This window comes from Mesobacillus subterraneus, from assembly GCF_020524355.2.
Taxonomy (GTDB): Bacteria; Bacillota; Bacilli; order Bacillales; family Cytobacillaceae; genus Mesobacillus; species Mesobacillus subterraneus_C.
The window spans coordinates 938,388-953,521 of the sequence record NZ_CP129019.1; the positions used below are offsets into that span (position 1 = coordinate 938,388).

Annotated in this window: 7 protein-coding genes, 1 other RNA gene, 6 pseudogenes and 1 other annotated feature; of the genes and pseudogenes, 10 read left to right on the forward strand and 4 right to left on the reverse strand. The window is 44.2% G+C overall.

What is annotated here, in order from left to right; translation table 11 throughout:
• Positions 1–18: 18 nt before the first annotated feature.
• The 3 genes and pseudogenes from LC048_RS04615 to dtd all read left to right on the forward strand — a co-directional run bounded on the left by LC048_RS04615 (position 19) and on the right by dtd (position 3,472).
• Positions 19–480: an adenine phosphoribosyltransferase gene (locus LC048_RS04615; RefSeq protein WP_306050436.1), complete on the forward strand. Its 462-nt coding sequence runs from the start codon at positions 19–21 to the stop codon at positions 478–480.
• 310 nt (positions 481–790) lie between these two features.
• Positions 791–2,984, forward strand: a pseudogene (locus LC048_RS04620) (RelA/SpoT family protein).
• 47 nt (positions 2,985–3,031) lie between these two features.
• Positions 3,032–3,472: a D-aminoacyl-tRNA deacylase gene (gene dtd, locus LC048_RS04625; protein ID WP_226604139.1), complete on the forward strand. Its 441-nt coding sequence runs from the start codon at positions 3,032–3,034 to the stop codon at positions 3,470–3,472.
• 61 nt (positions 3,473–3,533) lie between these two features.
• Here dtd and LC048_RS04630 read toward each other — a convergent pair whose 3' ends face one another.
• The 3 genes and pseudogenes from LC048_RS04630 to LC048_RS04635 all read right to left on the reverse strand — a co-directional run.
• On the reverse strand, positions 3,534–4,709 hold the full coding sequence (locus tag LC048_RS04630) for an N-acetylmuramoyl-L-alanine amidase family protein (protein ID WP_306049562.1): 1,176 nt from the start codon (positions 4,707–4,709) through the stop codon (positions 3,534–3,536).
• 162 nt (positions 4,710–4,871) lie between these two features.
• Positions 4,872–4,922 (reverse strand): annotated as a pseudogene (locus tag LC048_RS24925) (hypothetical protein); the annotation flags it as partial.
• Positions 4,923–5,107: 185 nt separating this feature from the next.
• Positions 5,108–5,293 (reverse strand): annotated as a pseudogene (locus LC048_RS04635) (SH3 domain-containing protein); the annotation flags it as partial.
• A 443-nt stretch (positions 5,294–5,736) separates the two neighbouring features.
• Positions 5,737–5,973 (forward strand) — a binding site (T-box leader).
• Between the two features lie 147 nt (positions 5,974–6,120).
• Between LC048_RS04635 and hisS the strand changes: the two are divergent.
• From hisS to LC048_RS04655, 4 genes and pseudogenes are all read left to right on the forward strand, one after another.
• Positions 6,121–7,398: a histidine--tRNA ligase gene (gene hisS / locus LC048_RS04640; protein ID WP_226604144.1), complete on the forward strand. Its 1,278-nt coding sequence runs from the start codon at positions 6,121–6,123 to the stop codon at positions 7,396–7,398.
• 14 nt (positions 7,399–7,412) lie between these two features.
• Positions 7,413–9,188: pseudogene (gene aspS / locus LC048_RS04645) on the forward strand (aspartate--tRNA ligase).
• Positions 9,189–9,250: 62 nt separating this feature from the next.
• Positions 9,251–9,438: non-coding RNA, 6S RNA (gene ssrS / locus LC048_RS04650), on the forward strand.
• Positions 9,439–9,994: 556 nt separating this feature from the next.
• The gene (locus LC048_RS04655) at positions 9,995–10,756 is read left to right on the forward strand and encodes a tRNA threonylcarbamoyladenosine dehydratase (protein WP_226604149.1); all 762 of its coding nucleotides are present in this window, start codon (positions 9,995–9,997) and stop codon (positions 10,754–10,756) included.
• A gap of 38 nt (positions 10,757–10,794) precedes the next feature.
• On the opposite strand, the pseudogene LC048_RS04660 reads toward LC048_RS04655, so the two are convergent.
• Positions 10,795–12,071: pseudogene (locus tag LC048_RS04660) on the reverse strand (replication-associated recombination protein A).
• Positions 12,072–12,286: 215 nt separating this feature from the next.
• Between LC048_RS04660 and cymR the strand changes: the two are divergent.
• The 3 genes and pseudogenes from cymR to mnmA all read left to right on the forward strand — a co-directional run bounded on the left by cymR (position 12,287) and on the right by mnmA (position 15,123).
• Positions 12,287–12,709: a cysteine metabolism transcriptional regulator CymR gene (gene cymR, locus LC048_RS04665; RefSeq protein WP_226604172.1), complete on the forward strand. Its 423-nt coding sequence runs from the start codon at positions 12,287–12,289 to the stop codon at positions 12,707–12,709.
• A 99-nt stretch (positions 12,710–12,808) separates the two neighbouring features.
• Positions 12,809–13,964 (forward strand): annotated as a pseudogene (locus tag LC048_RS04670) (cysteine desulfurase family protein).
• A gap of 43 nt (positions 13,965–14,007) precedes the next feature.
• The gene (gene mnmA / locus LC048_RS04675) at positions 14,008–15,123 is read left to right on the forward strand and encodes a tRNA 2-thiouridine(34) synthase MnmA (protein WP_306049565.1); all 1,116 of its coding nucleotides are present in this window, start codon (positions 14,008–14,010) and stop codon (positions 15,121–15,123) included.
• Positions 15,124–15,134 lie beyond the last annotated feature (11 nt).

Sequence of the window (15,134 nt, forward strand, 5' to 3'; positions counted from 1 at the left end):
GATTGACCAAAGCCCGGCATTAAATTTAAGGACATCACAACCTTAATGGACAATGGTGAGGCTTATAGATATGCAACAGACCAAATCGTGGCCTATGCCCGTGAAAAGCAAATTGACCTTGTAGTCGGACCCGAAGCCCGAGGCTTTATCATTGGCTGTCCGGTTGCCTACGCACATGGCGTAGGTTTCGCTCCTGTCAGGAAGGAAGGAAAACTTCCGCGCGAAACAATCAAAGTGAATTACGGACTTGAATACGGCAGTGATGTTTTAACAATCCATAAAGACGCAATCAAGCCAGGACAAAGAGTATTGATCACCGATGACTTGCTGGCAACTGGAGGAACGATTGATGCAACGATCAAGCTAGTTGAAGAACTAGGTGGAATCGTGGCAGGCATAGCATTCCTGATTGAACTGACTTATCTTGATGGACGAGAAAAGCTGGAAGGCTATGATGTTTTAACCTTGATGCAATATTAATTTGACCGGGCGCTTCATTGCGAAGTGCCCTTTTCTTTGAATTAGTAGAAATCCATCCAAAGGCAGGTACACTTGCTAAAATAAACCTATTAATAAAAGAAATTTAATATCTTTCGACAATTTTTTTAATTTCTGCTGCAAAATATCTCCCTTTCTCTTTACATCTTCGATTTTTTCTTTGATAATAGTAACAATCCTTTATAAGAATAATTATTGTATATAAAGGGTTTTCTTTTTTATTCCTTTTTCCTTGGTTCCCGCTGGAGAGAAAATGCGGGTTAGTATAAAGAAATTTAAATTAGGTGATCCTATGGCGAATGACCAGGTAATGACCGCAGAACAAGTCATTGACTGTACAAAATCATATTTAAATGATAAACATGTTGAATTGGTAAGCAAGGCATATGAGTTCGCCAGACAGGCTCATCATGATCAATTCAGGAAGTCGGGGGAACCGTACATCATCCACCCTATCCAGGTAGCAGGCATCCTGGCCGACCTGGAGATGGACCCGGCGACGGTTGCAGCTGGTTTTCTTCATGATGTCGTTGAAGATACAGATATAACACTTAATGATATAAGAGAGGCCTTCAACGATGAAGTGGCGATGCTTGTTGATGGTGTCACGAAGCTTGGTAAAATAAAGTACAAGTCGCATGAAGAGCAACAGGCTGAAAATCACAGAAAGATGTTCGTAGCGATGGCGCAGGATATTCGTGTCATCCTCATCAAGCTGGCTGACAGGCTTCATAACATGAGGACTTTAAAGCATTTGCCGAGTGAAAAACAGCGCAGGATCTCGAATGAAACGCTGGAAATTTTTGCGCCTCTCGCTCACAGACTCGGTATTTCCAAGATCAAATGGGAACTTGAAGATACAGCTTTGCGCTATCTCAATCCCCAGCAATATTATCGTATCGTCAATCTGATGAAAAAGAAAAGGGCAGAACGCGAGCAATATCTTGATGAAGTCATTGATGAGGTGAAGGAAAGGCTTAATGAAGTTTCAATCAAAGCTGAAATTTCCGGAAGACCGAAGCATATATACAGCATCTATCGTAAAATGGTGTTGCAAAATAAACAGTTCAATGAAATTTATGATTTGCTGGCTGTCCGCATTGTCGTCAACAGCATCAAAGACTGCTACGCAATCCTTGGAATCATCCATACTTGCTGGAAACCGATGCCTGGCCGATTCAAGGACTATATCGCAATGCCAAAGCCTAATATGTATCAATCACTGCACACTACAGTAATTGGTCCTAAAGGCGATCCTCTGGAAGTCCAGATCAGGACAGATGAAATGCACAGAATTGCTGAATTTGGGGTTGCCGCCCACTGGGCATATAAAGAGGGGAAACCAACTGATGCTTCCAATTTTGAAACTAAGCTATCCTGGTTCCGTGAAATACTTGAATTCCAGAATGATACTGCCAACGCAGAAGAATTCATGGAGTCCCTTAAAATTGACCTTTTTTTCGGATATGGTATTTATTTTCACACCAAAAGGCGATGTCATTGAATTGCCTGCTGGTTCCGTTCCAATCGATTTTGCCTATCGGATCCACTCCGAAATTGGGAATAAGACGATCGGTGCCAAGGTAAATGGCAAGATGGTGACTCTTGATTACCAGTTGAAAACTGGAGATATCATTGAAATCCTTACTTCAAAACACTCTTATGGTCCGAGCAAAGATTGGTTAAAGCTTGCACAGACCTCACAGGCTAAAAACAAGATTCGCCAATTCTTCAAGAAACAGCAGAAGGACGAAAATGTTGAAAAAGGCTGAGAGCTTTTGGAAAAAGAAATCCGCAATATGGATTTTGATGTGAAGGAAATTTTGACACCAGAAAACCTGAAAAAGGTTTCCGAGAAATATAATTTCTCGAATGAAGAAGATCTGTTTGCTTCAATCGGGTACAACGGAATAACAGCTCTTCAGGTGGCGAATAGACTGACAGAAAAACTGCGCAAGCTACGTGATATGGAACAGGAAAAGGATATTTCGAATGCTGTTTCCGAGCTTAAAGCATTTACACCTGCCAAGAAACGTGAGTCTGGCGTTCGGGTGTCAGGTATTGATAATTTGCTGATCAGGCTATCCCGTTGCTGCAACCCTGTACCTGGAGATGATATTGTAGGTTTCATCACAAAAGGCCGCGGAGTATCTGTTCACCGTTCTGATTGCACGAACATTCATACAGAGGATGCACAGGCAAGGCTGATTCCGGTTGAATGGGAGACCGGATTGAATGAAAGCAAAGAGTATAATGTTGATATTGAAATCAGCGGCTATGACCGCAGAGGTTTGCTGAATGAAGTACTGCAGGCGGTAAACGAAACAAAGACAAACATTACCGCAGTATCCGGCAAATCTGATAAAAATAAGATGGCGACCATCAATATGTCGATCGCCATCCATAATGTCAGCCACCTGCAAAGAGTCGTGGATCGGATTAAGCAAATTCCAGACATCTATGCTGTCAGAAGGGTAATGAGCTAGACAGATTTCATTTTAGCAAGAAGAGAAAGTGTGTAAGGAGATTCACTATGCGTTTAGTCATACAGAGAAGCAAAGAAGCAAAAGTAACAGTAGATGGCGAGGTAACAGGCTCCATTAATAAGGGATTTGTCATCCTTGTAGGCGTTACCCATGATGATACAGAAAAAGATGCTGCCTTTCTTGCCGAGAAGGCAGCAAACCTCAGGGTATTCGAAGATGAAGCAGGAAAAATGAACTTGTCCCTTCTTGATGTAGAAGGAGAGATTCTATCTGTTTCGCAGTTCACCCTGTATGGTGATTGCCGCAAAGGGCGCCGCCCAAACTTCATGAACGCAGCCAAGCCAGATCATGCAGAAAATGTCTATGATACATTCAACTCCTTCCTTGCTGAAAAAGGAATCAAGGTTGAAACTGGTGTGTTCGGCGCGATGATGGACGTTCAATTGACAAATGACGGTCCGGTTACGTTGATCATCGATAGTAAATAAACAAAAGTTAAAGAAGGTATCCCCACTTGAGGGATACCTTCTTTTTAGTATATAGGTTTGCTTAATTATTTTTAAAATATCGCGCAAGTCCTTCAAATATCCCGTTAGCTACAGCTTCCTGATATTGAGGTGTATTGACGAGCATCTCTTCAGCAGGATTGCTTAAATATCCTAATTCAAGTAGGACGGCTGCTTGCTTGTTTTCCCTGATGACGTGATAATCCCCAAAGCGTGTGCCACGATCCTTCAACATGGTTTTACCTATAACCGAAGAGTGAATTTGTTCACCTAAAGGCTTTTGCTTTGAATTATAGTAGTAAGTCGTCATGCCTCGGACAGTCCGATCGTTGATGCTGTCATAATGGATGCTGATGAACGCGTCGGAATCATGGTAATGGGAGCTGCTGACCCTGGAACCTAGGGAAATATAATGATCATTGTTCCTTGTCAATATAACGTTCGTACCGGCCGCTCTTAGTTTGTCATATAAAAGCTGGGCAGTTTTCAGGGTAAGCGTCTTCTCCATGGTTCCTCTTACACCTGTTGTCCCATTATCCCTGCCGCCATGACCAGGGTCAATGACGACTGTTTTATTTTTCGTGTGTTTCTCCGCTCCCGGTCTTTCAATTTGCGGTGCACTACCTTTAACAGAAACGATCCAGCCGGCTACAAACCCGCTTGTTCCATTTGGCAGTGCAATCTCATACCAATTTTTTTCGACGCTTAGGATTTCAAAGCTGTCCCCCTGATTGGCACGGAAAATAACGGCTGTGCCTGTGCTTGTCCCTTTGCGAATATTTGTCCCATTATGAAGCATTGAGACACTGCTGTTATTCACGGACTGGCTAGGTGCAGCGGCGGGACCGTTTTTCTTTTTTTCGAAGAACCAGCCAGCTGCCCAGCCTGTTTTCCCAGATTGATATTCAATCTTGACCCAATTATTTTGTTCATCGAGAATTTTGAAGCTTTGCCCTTTTGATACAGAGCCGACGACGCTGCCGTCGAGTGAGTTTTTATCACGGACATTCAGCTGTGATGCAGTTACTGTCCCTGTGAACTGATCGACAGGAGCTGCTGGCTTGCTGCTGTCAGTTGAGAGTTTTCCTCCGATTTTCAAGTACTGAGCGCTTACCCAGGCATTTTTTCCTGCGTATGCAATCTCGTCCCACCCATTGGACTGGGAATGGACTGTCACTGCAGCTCCATAACTTAATTGACCTACTTTGCCAGAATTCAATGAAGGCTTTTCTCTTACATTTAGGGAAGTAGCGGTGACCGTCCCGCTTGTTTTGGCACTGGCTGCCGGCACTGGCGCTTCATTAGCCTTGCTCTCTGTAACAGATATGTATTCCTTCGAGACCCATCCCTGTAAGTTCTTTGTTCGGACTTCTGCCCAATTCCCGTTGAAGCCAAGAATTTCGACAGCTTGTCCACTATTAAAAGACCCAATGACCTGCTGGTCGTACCCGGCCCTTTTCTGACTCTTAAACCATTGACGTTAACACTGCCTGAACCTTTGGAATTTGCCGTAACAGCTGGTGAAACTGCTGTCTTAGCTGATTCCTTAGCAGTAAACCAGTCAGCGATCCATCCCTTTTTACTGCCTCCTAAGCTAATTTGGATCCATTCGCCTTCTTTCTTGACGATGGAAAACTTTTCTCCCTTTTTAACTGATCCTGATATCGGGTAACTTAGTCCCGGCCCAGTTCTTACATTCAAACTTGTGGCAGTTATCGAGACACTCCCATTATCCGCCCGAACTGATTCTAAAGCTGGAAGGCTCCCAAAAATCAGCATCAGGCAAAGGATGATCGGAACCATTTTATTTCTGGGCAATAATCTCCCTCCCTTTCCAATTCTCTTAAAAATATTTTACCGGATTTTTCCGGTAAAATCACGAGGACTTTTCTCTTATATCGGTTTGGAACAAGAAAAATTCAAGTGTGAAAAGAATATCTCAAAATCATGAAAAATTTCCATAGTCGCTGGGAAGAATAGTAAGCAATAAACTATGGTAGGTGATACGATGCGGTTCAGTGATAAAGGAAGATCTGCTTCATTTGGTGAGAATCAATTATTCGGAGTAGATTTCCACGATTTTATTCAAAAGGAACAAAGCACTAACACAGTAGAATTAGCTTCGGAATTTGGGCTTTCTCTCCGTGATGTCCGAAAACTGAAAAAACAGATTGAACGTTCTTGAATTGTTCTTGACAAGGGCATTTGTACTCCGTATTATAATATAAATAAAATGTTATACAGAAAACAAACCGTTGATGGAGCACAGTAACCATGAAACACGTGAAAAGAGAGGGAATGCCCTGGCTGAAAGCATTTCTGCACGATGACCTGGTGAATGAACACTCCGTAGGATTTTCTCTGAACATGGCTGTCCAGTTATTAGGAGAAGACGTAATCAGGCGTTAACTGTTAAAGTGGAAGTGCATACATGCGCTTCAATTAGGGTGGCACCACGGGAATCCAAAGCTCTCGTCCCTTGTTATTATGGCAAGGGATTGGGGGCTTTTTTGTATTCTTTTTTACATAAGCTATTTTTCTCAGGAATGTTGCTAGATTCGCGATGTTCCAGAGAAGGTTATAAGTAGATGCACTAGAAATGATTCGAATTGAATGGAGGAGGATGCACTGTGGCTAATCAAATCAACATCCCTCGGGGAACACAGGACATTTTGCCAGGCCAGACAGAGAAATGGCAGCTTATTGAAGCAAAGGCGAGAGAACTTTGTGAAAGATATCAATATCAGGAATTAAGGACTCCGATATTTGAGCATACAGACCTTTTCAAGCGTAGCGTTGGTGATACAACAGATATCGTCCAAAAAGAAATGTACACATTCACTGACAGGGGTGACCGAAGCCTGACGCTCCGTCCTGAGGGTACAGCAGCGGCTGTTCGTTCTTTTGTAGAGAATAAAATGTTCGGAAGTCCTAATCAGCCAGTGAAGCTTTACTATATGGGACCGATGTTCCGCTACGAACGTCCGCAAGCAGGCCGTTTCCGCCAGTTTGTGCAGTTTGGTGTCGAGGCAATGGGAAGTGCAGACCCGGCGATTGACGCTGAAGTGATTTCCCTAGCGATGTCCCTTTATAAGGAACTTGGATTGAAAAAACTCAAGCTGGTCGTGAATAGCCTGGGAGATAAAGAGAGCCGTACGGCACACAGAGAAGCTCTAGTGAATCATTTCAAACCTCGGATTGGCGAATTCTGCAGCGACTGCCAGAACCGGCTTGAAAAAAATCCAATGCGAATCCTGGATTGCAAAGCAGACCGCGACCATGAACTTATGAAGTCCGCACCATCGATCATTGATTATCTGACAGATGATTCAGCTCAATATTTTAGTAAAGTGACGAAATATTTGACTGATCTAGGGATTGAATACGAAGTTGACGCCAATCTGGTGCGAGGATTGGATTATTATAACCACACAGCCTTTGAAATCATGAGTGATGCGGAAGGCTTTGGAGCAATCACCACACTTTGCGGCGGCGGCAGGTACAATGGCCTTGTTGAAGAAATCGGCGGACCGGAAACACCCGGTATCGGATTCGCTTTAAGCATAGAAAGACTGCTTGCAGCACTAGATGCAGAAGGTGTTGAGCTACTGGTTAATGAAGGAATCGATTGCTACCTCGTTTCTTTAGGGGATGAGGCAAAGGATTATACTGTAGGCCTGCTGCACAATCTGAGAATGGCAGGATTCTCTGCGGAAAGAGATTATCAGGATCGTAAAATCAAGGCCCAATTCAAGGCTGCTGACAGAATGAATGCTAAATATGTGGCAGTGCTGGGTGAGGATGAATTAAAAGCAAATAAAATCAATTTGAAATCAATGGCGGACGGGGAACAAACCGAATTACCGCTTGAGAGCTTTGTTGAAAAATTCAAGGACATTTGTAAGTAGAGGGGGGAGTTTCGATGTTTGGGAGATCATATTTTTGCGGTGAAGTAACAGAAGAAGCAATCGGTGAAAAGGTAACGCTGAAAGGCTGGGTGCAGAAGCGCCGGGATCTTGGCGGGCTGATATTCATCGACTTGCGTGACAGGACAGGACTTGTACAAATTGTCTTCAATCCTGACGTGTCCCAAGAGGCACTGTCGCTTGCTGAAAAAGTTCGTACGGAATACGTTCTTGATGTAAAAGGGCAAGTCATTGCCCGCAGCGAAGGAAGCATCAATGAAAATCTTAAGACTGGAAGGATTGAAATCCAGGCTGAGGAGCTTACCATCATTAATGAAGCGAAGACGACACCTTTCGTAATTGCTGATAAAACAGATGTATCCGAGGATGTTCGTTTGAAATACCGATATCTCGACCTCCGTCGTCCGGTAATGTTCGAAACTTTCAAGATGAGACATCAGGCAACCAAAGCGATTCGTGACTTCCTTGATGGCGAAGGATTCCTTGATGTAGAAACACCGATTTTAACAAAGAGTACACCTGAGGGTGCGCGTGACTATCTAGTGCCAAGCCGTGTTCACCCAGGCGAATTCTACGCTCTGCCTCAATCGCCGCAGATTTTCAAACAGCTGATGATGGTTGGCGGCTTTGAACGCTATTACCAGATTGCCCGCTGCTTCCGCGATGAGGACTTGCGAGCTGACCGACAGCCGGAATTCACGCAAATCGATATTGAAACAAGTTTCATGAGCCAGGAAGAGATCATGGGCTTGACTGAAAAAATGATGCAGAAGGTCATGAAGGATGTAAAAGGTATGTATGTGACGGAGCCATTTCCTCGCATGAGTTACGAAGAGGCGATGAGTCGCTTCGGATCTGACAAACCGGATACGCGTTTTGGAATGGAACTTGTGGACCTTTCGGAAACGGTTAAGGATTCTGGATTCAAAGTATTTGCTTCTGCAGTTGCAAACGGCGACCAGGTGAAAGCTATAAATGTAAAAGGTGCCGCAGCTAACTATTCACGTAAGGATATTGATGGACTGACTGAATTTGTTTCTGTATACGGTGCCAAAGGTCTTGCATGGCTGAAAGCTGAAGAGGACGGCTTGAAAGGCCCGATCTCGAAGTTCTTTGGAGAAGAAGAACAGGCAGCACTTCAGGCGAAATTAGAAGTTTCAGCCGGCGACCTCCTGCTTTTCGTAGCGGATAAAAAGTCTGTTGTAGCTGATGCACTTGGAGCCTTGCGCTTAAAGCTTGGAAAAGAGCTAGGCTTGATTGACCAGAGCAAATTCAATTTCCTTTGGATTACTGACTGACCACTATTGGAGTTTGACGAGGAAGCAGATCGTTATTTCGCAGCTCACCATCCATTCACGATGCCAGCCCGCGAAGACCTGTCTAAATTAGAGAGCGATCCAGCAAGCGTCAAGGCACAGGCATATGACCTTGTCCTCAACGGCTACGAGCTAGGTGGCGGATCCTTAAGGATTTTTGAAAGAGATGTACAGGAAAAAATGTTCTCTGTTCTTGGCTTCACAAAGGAACAGGCAGTCGAGCAGTTTGGATTCCTTCTTGAGGCATTTGAATATGGAACGCCTCCACACGGCGGAATCGCACTTGGACTTGACAGAATGGTCATGCTCCTTGCCGGAAGAACAAACCTGCGCGATACGATTGCGTTCCCGAAAACAGCAAGTGCAAGCGATCTATTGACAGACGCTCCTGGCGAAGTAAGCGAAGCCCAGCTTGATGAACTTCACTTGTCATTAAAAGTTAAAAAAGACCAGTAATATCCATTAGTCATATCCTTGAAGTTCACTCAGGTGTGTGGTAATATAATTACAACAGACGAAGAGTCCTGATGTGTTCGTTGTTTAACCTGAAGTTTTGACCTAACATCTATCCTTCGGGAGTTCGCGTTTTCGGGCCGCGTAAATGCCTCTGGCTAGAGGACTTACAGAAACCCGGAACAGGGCACCCACCTGCTGAGAGCGGGTTCAAGACGAAGGCAACCAACACGACGGCACGATTGGGACTCTTCCTACATACGTAATCAAAAACCATGCGGATGCATGGTTTTTTTGATGTTCTAATAATCTTCCTATAAAGGCCAATATGACTGAATCCGTATTCCCCCTAACGGACAGTTATTATGATTTTGTTCATCCTTTTGTCCGATAGAGAGCTTCTAACGGACAGATTTTGTGAATTCGTGCTTCGGTTTGTCCGATAGAGCCCTTCTAACGGACACTTTTCGGGATTTCCGGCTTCCGTTTGTCCGATAGAGCCCTTCTAACGGACACTTTTCAGGAATTCCGGGTTCCGTTTGTCCGATAGAGCCTTTCTAACGGACACTTTTCAGGAATTCCGGGTTCCGTTTGTCCGATAGAGCCCTTCTAACGGACACTTTTTGGGCTTTCTGGCTTCGGTTTGTCCGATAGAACTCTTATAATCGGCGTTAAATCATTAATTCAGCACATTCAGTGCTAATATACACACTAATTCCTATAAAAATACTTGAAATTAACTTTGGGTATGTTATATTCAAAAGCGGGTATAGATAGTAACATCAATCTTTTATTTGGAGTGAGTATGGATGCTTCATCAATTTTCTCGTAATGAATTGGCCATTGGTAAGGAAGGCCTTGATATAATGAAAAATAGTACTGTCGCTGTTTTAGGAATTGGCGGGGTTGGTTCTTTTGCGGCAGAAGCTTTAGCTAGATCGGGTGTTGGCAAGCTGATTCTGATCGACAAGGATGATGTCGATATCACGAATGTTAATCGCCAGCTTATTGCCCTGCTTTCGACTGTGGGCAAGCAGAAGGTAGAAGTGATGCGCGACAGGATCATGGATATTAATCCTGAATGTGAAGTCATTGCGTTAAAAATGTTCTATACAGAAGAAACATATGAAGAGATTTTTGGATACGATCTGGATTTTATTGTGGATGCTTCTGATACAATCTCTTATAAAATCCATCTGATCAAGGAGTCCATTAAGCGTAACATTCCAATGATTTCAAGCATGGGCGCAGCTAACAAGATGGATCCGACCCGGTTCCAAATCGCTGATATTTTCAAGACGCACACTGATCCTCTTGCTAAAGTCATTCGTACCCGTTTGCGCAAAGAAGGAGTCAAAAAAGGGATTCCGGTTGTTTTTTCAGATGAAAGCCCGATTGTAATCCGTGAAGATGTACGTAAAGAGGTCGGCAATGATAATGCTGAAATTCGGAAGGCGAAAATGCCGCCATCTTCAAATGCGTTTGTTCCGTCAGTAGCTGGGCTCATCATGGCGAGCTATGTTGTAAAGGAATTGTTAAAAGACATTGAAATAGAGCGTGTGAACAGCTAAAAAAGCGGCAAGGACCACCATGACGGTGGTCCTGCCGCTTATTTTTTATTGCCTGTAATTTTTTCATAAATCGCAGCAATCGCCTGTTCGAATTTTCCGGTCTTCTTTGGCTTGTAATATACTTTATTTTTAATCCTGTCCGGGAGATACTGTTGTTTGACCCAACCACCTTCATAATCATGCGGGTAAAGGTAATCCACTCCTCTTCCCAGGTCTTTCGCTCCTTTATAATGAGCATCCTTTAGATGGTCAGGCACCTCGCCGCTGATACCAGAGCGGATATCTGCAAGAGCGGCATCAAGAGCAGCATAAGCAGAATTGGACTTTGGGGACAGACAGAGTTCTATAACCGCATTCGCCAGGGGAATTCTTGCTTCCGGAAAGCCAACCCGATCTGCCGCTTCTATTGCGGCCAGCGTCCGTTGTCCCGCCTGCGGGCTAGCCAGTCCAATATCTTCATAGGCAATGATAAGGAGTCTTCGGTTGATGCTGACTAGGTCGCCTGCTTCTATCAATCTGCCAAGATAGTGGAGCGCGGCATTTACATCGCTGCCTCTGATGGATTTCTGGAAACCTGAGAGCACATCGTAATGGGCATCTCCGTCTTTATCATGGGCGAGACTTTTTTTTTCTGCATGCATTCTTCCGCTTCAGATTCATCAATATGGATGATCCCATCCCCATCGGGTTCGGTGGACAGCACGGCTAGTTCAAGAGCATTCAGTGAGCTTCTCACATCTCCCCCTGAGGCAGTGGCGAAATGGGTAAGTGCCTTATCGGTAATTTCGATTTTCAAGTCTCCAAGGCCTCTTTCGTCATCCGCAATGGCCCTTTGCAATGCTTTTTTTATATCATCAGGTTCAAGCGGTTTCAGTTCAAAAATCTGGCATCTTGACCTAATTGCGGGATTTATTGCGTGATATGGATTGCTTGTGGTCGCTCCAATCAAGACTATCATCCCATTTTCGAGGTAAGGAAGCAGGAAGTCCTGCTTTGCTTTATCAAGGCGGTGAACCTCATCTAGAAGGAGAATGACCTTCCCAGACATTTTTGCTTCAGCGGCGACGACTTCCATATCCTTTTTATTATTGGTAACAGCGTTCAGAGTCCTGAACGCGAAATTCGTGCTTCCTGCTATAGCGCTGGCAATGGAGGTTTTTCCGATTCCAGGCGGTCCGTAAAGAATCATGGAGGACAATTGCTTTGCCTTGACCATTCGATTGATAATTTTCCCTTCAGCTACAAGATGCGACTGACCAATCACTTCCTCAATCGTCCGCGGCCGCATTCTGAAAGCAAGAGGTTTAAGATTCATGCTCATCGCTCCAATAACGCATATTTCGTATATATACAATAACACGAACGAGGGACTTGCGCATGGTCCGCGCAATTTGTGCTATAATTGCAAAAGCCTACCTATTGACTGAGGATTTTTGGTAGTATTTAAAGTGAGAGAATGCCATATGGGGCATTATGAATATATCTGAAAAAATAGCTAACCTTTAAGAAAAATTTGAATAGAGGTGCATTATGAAAATTTCAACGAAAGGGCGCTATGGACTGACCATTATGATCGAGCTGGCCAAAAAATATGGAGAAGGCCCAATATCTTTGAAATCCATTGCGCAAACAAATGATTTATCAGAGCATTACCTGGAGCAATTGGTTGCGCCGCTAAGGAATGCCGGACTGGTGAAAAGTATCAGGGGAGCATATGGCGGCTACATTCTCAGTTCTGAACCGTCTACCATTTCAGCTGGAGATATAATTCGAGTCCTGGAAGGGCCCATCAGCATTGTCGAAGGTATAGATGACGAGGAACCAGCCAAGCGTGAGCTCTGGACAAGAATCAGAGACGCGGTCAAGGACGTACTCGATAATACAACAATCGAAGACCTCGCCAATCATTCAGACAACTTTGGTGAGTCTGACGCTTATATGTTTTATATTTAGGTTTTCTTAAGTGGAAATTTGTTGTCTTGCACAACCCATTATTAATGGAGATGCAACAAAGGCAATTTTTAAAAAAACTTCTGAAGAGAGGGTACGACTTTGGAAAGAATCTATTTGGACCATGCAGCCACTACACCAATGCATCCGGACGTCCTGGCTGAAATGGTCAAGGTAATGGAAGTGGAATTCGGCAACCCTTCAAGCATCCATCATTTCGGCCGTGTGACCAGGAAAATCCTCGATGATACTCGTGATGAACTGGCGAAGAGCATAGGAACGAAGGGGAACAATATCATTTTTACGAGCGGCGGCACTGAAGCAGATAATCTGGCTATTATCGGCTATGCGGAAAATAACCGCTCGAAGGGGCAGCATATCATCACGACTCAGATTGAACACCATGCTGTCCTGCACAGCTGTGAGGAATTGGAGAAACGAGGATTTGAGGTCACCTATCTGCCGGTGGACGAACATGGCCAAATATCCATGGTATCATTCGAAGAAGCATTGCGTGATGATACGATCCTTGTAACCATAATGTACGGAAACAATGAGGTAGGCACAATCCAGCCGATAAAAGAGATTGGTGAAATGCTTGTAGATCATCAAGCTGTATTCCATACAGACGCTGTCCAGGGCCTATGGCATTGAAAAATTGGAAGTTGATGAATTGAAAATTGATTTACTTTCTGTTTCAGCCCATAAAATCAATGGGCCCAAGGGGATTGGCTTTCTTTTTATCCGTGATGGAATCAAGCTGGCACGTCAGCTTTTCGGCGGCGAACAAGAAAGAAAACGCCGTGCCGGCACCGAGAATGTTGCAGCGATCGCGGGGTTTCGAAAAGCAGTTCAGCTATCCCGGCAGGAGCTTGAGACAAAACGCAGCTTCTATGATGATTTAAAGAATTTGTTCATTGATAAACTCCAAATGAGCGGAATCTCTTTCCAGCTGAACGGATTGCTTGATAAATCACTCCCGCATATTTTAAACTTAAGTTTTCCAGGCACGAATGTCGAGGCGATGCTTGTTAACCTAGACTTATCTGGAATTGCTGCTTCAAGCGGATCGGCGTGTACGGCTGGATCAATCGAGCCTTCTCATGTGCTTGTAGCGATGTTCGGAAAAGAAGATGATAAGCTGACAAATTCTATCCGGTTCAGCTTCGGTCTGCACAATACAAGAGAACAGATTGAAAAAGCAGCAGAGGATACGGTGAAAATTGTCCGAAGGCTTGCGAAGAATAACCAGGTTTAAGGGAAGAATAAGTTTTATAGGAACAGAAAAGAGGTGAAGCATAATGGGAAAATCACCGAAGGATACAAGAGTGGTGGTAGGAATGTCCGGCGGTGTTGATTCATCAGTTGCTGCGCTCATTTTGAAGGAGCAGGGATATGATGTGATCGGCATCTTCATGAAAAACTGGGACGACACGGATGAAAACGGAGTCTGCACGGCTACCGAGGATTACGAGGATGTGATCCGCGTCTGCAACCAGATTGGCATTCCATATTATGCGGTTAATTTTGAAAAACAATATTGGGATAAAGTGTTTACTTATTTCCTAGATGAATATAAAGCAGGAAGGACTCCTAACCCGGACGTCATGTGCAACAAGGAAATTAAATTCAAAGCATTCCTTGAGCATGCAATGAATCTTGGCGCAGATTACCTGGCAACAGGTCATTATGCACGAGTGGAAGACATCGGCGGAGAACGCAAAATGCTTCGTGGGCTGGATGAAAATAAGGACCAGACTTATTTCTTGAACCAATTGAGTCAGGACCAGATAGAAAAAGTGTTGTTCCCTATTGGGAATCTGGAAAAATCCCGTGTCAGGGAGCTTGCAAAAGAAGCGGATCTTGCTACAGCAACTAAAAAAGACAGCACCGGCATTTGCTTCATTGGTGAAAGGAACTTCAAGGAGTTCCTTGGAAATTACCTTCCGTCCCAACCAGGCAATATGGAGACGATGACCGGCGAGGTAAAAGGGAAGCATGATGGTCTGATGTACTATACAATCGGCCAGCGCCAGGGTTTAGGCATTGGCGGATCAGGTGAACCTTGGTTTGTTGTCGGGAAAGACCTCGAGCGTAATGTCTTGCTTGTTGAACAAGGCTTTCATAACGAACTGCTTTATTCTAACAGTATCACGGCGGTTAATGTCAGCTTTGTATCTGACAAGGAGAAGTCGAAAACGTTCGAATGTACAGCTAAATTCCGCTACCGTCAGCCTGATAATGCTGTAACGGTCGAGCTGCAGGATGACGGTACGGCAAAAGTCTTGTTCAAAGAACCAATACGTGCCGTGACTCCCGGACAGGCTGTCGTTTTTTACGATGGGGAAGAGTGTCTTGGCGGAGGTACGATTGATGAAATTTTCAAGAATGGAAACAAACTGACATATGTCGGTTAATCCTGATCCAA